At 64.9% G+C, this 715-nt stretch carries 1 protein-coding gene; it reads right to left on the reverse strand.

The features are described 5' to 3' along the window. Positions 1-715, reverse strand: a 715-nt coding sequence (locus tag QN357_RS19150) for a pyridoxal-dependent decarboxylase (RefSeq protein WP_323505418.1), incomplete at both ends; no start/stop codon positions are given.

Consider the following 715-nt stretch of genomic DNA (forward strand, 5'->3'; position numbering starts at 1 on the left):
GTGTTGATCGAATGCACCCGTTCCAACCGGAAGTCCCAGGCCAGTTCCGGCTGCAGGAAGGGCGCGATCATGCCCCCGGATGCCGCGTCGACATGGATCGGAATGTCCAGTCCGGTGCGTTCCTGGACCTCGTCGAGGGCTGCGGCGATCGCCGCGACCGGCTCGTAGACCCCGGTGTAAGTCACGCCCATGATCGCGACGACGCCGATCGTGTTCTCATCGACATAGCTTTCGAGGTTGTGGCCGTCGAGGCTCGGATGCTCCTCGCTGATGGGCACGAAGCGCGCCTCGACGTCCCAGTAGTTGCAGAACTTCTCCCAGCACACCTGCACCGCGGAACTCATCACGAGGTTCGGCTGCCCGGTCGGCTTCCCGGCCGCCCGCCTGGCCTGCTGCCAGCGTCGTTTCAGGGCCAGTCCGCCGAGCATGCACGCCTCCGAGGATCCGATCGTCGACGTGCCGATCGTGTCCATCGGCTCAGGCGCATGCCAGAGGCCCGCGATCATCCGCCAGCAATACTCCTCGATCGCCGCGGTCTGGGGGTATTCGTCCTTGTCGACGACGTTCTTGTCAAAGGCCTCCGTGTAGAGCCGGCCGGCGTGATCATCCATCCAGGTGCCCACGAAGGTCGCGAGGTTCAGCCGGGCATTGCCATCGAGCATGATCTCGTCGTGGATGATCTGGTACGCCGTCTCCGGCTCCATCGGGTCCGCGC

Origin of the sequence: Cryobacterium sp. RTC2.1 (assembly GCF_035018685.1) — a bacterium.
Taxonomy (GTDB): Bacteria; Actinomycetota; Actinomycetes; order Actinomycetales; family Microbacteriaceae; genus Cryobacterium; species Cryobacterium glucosi.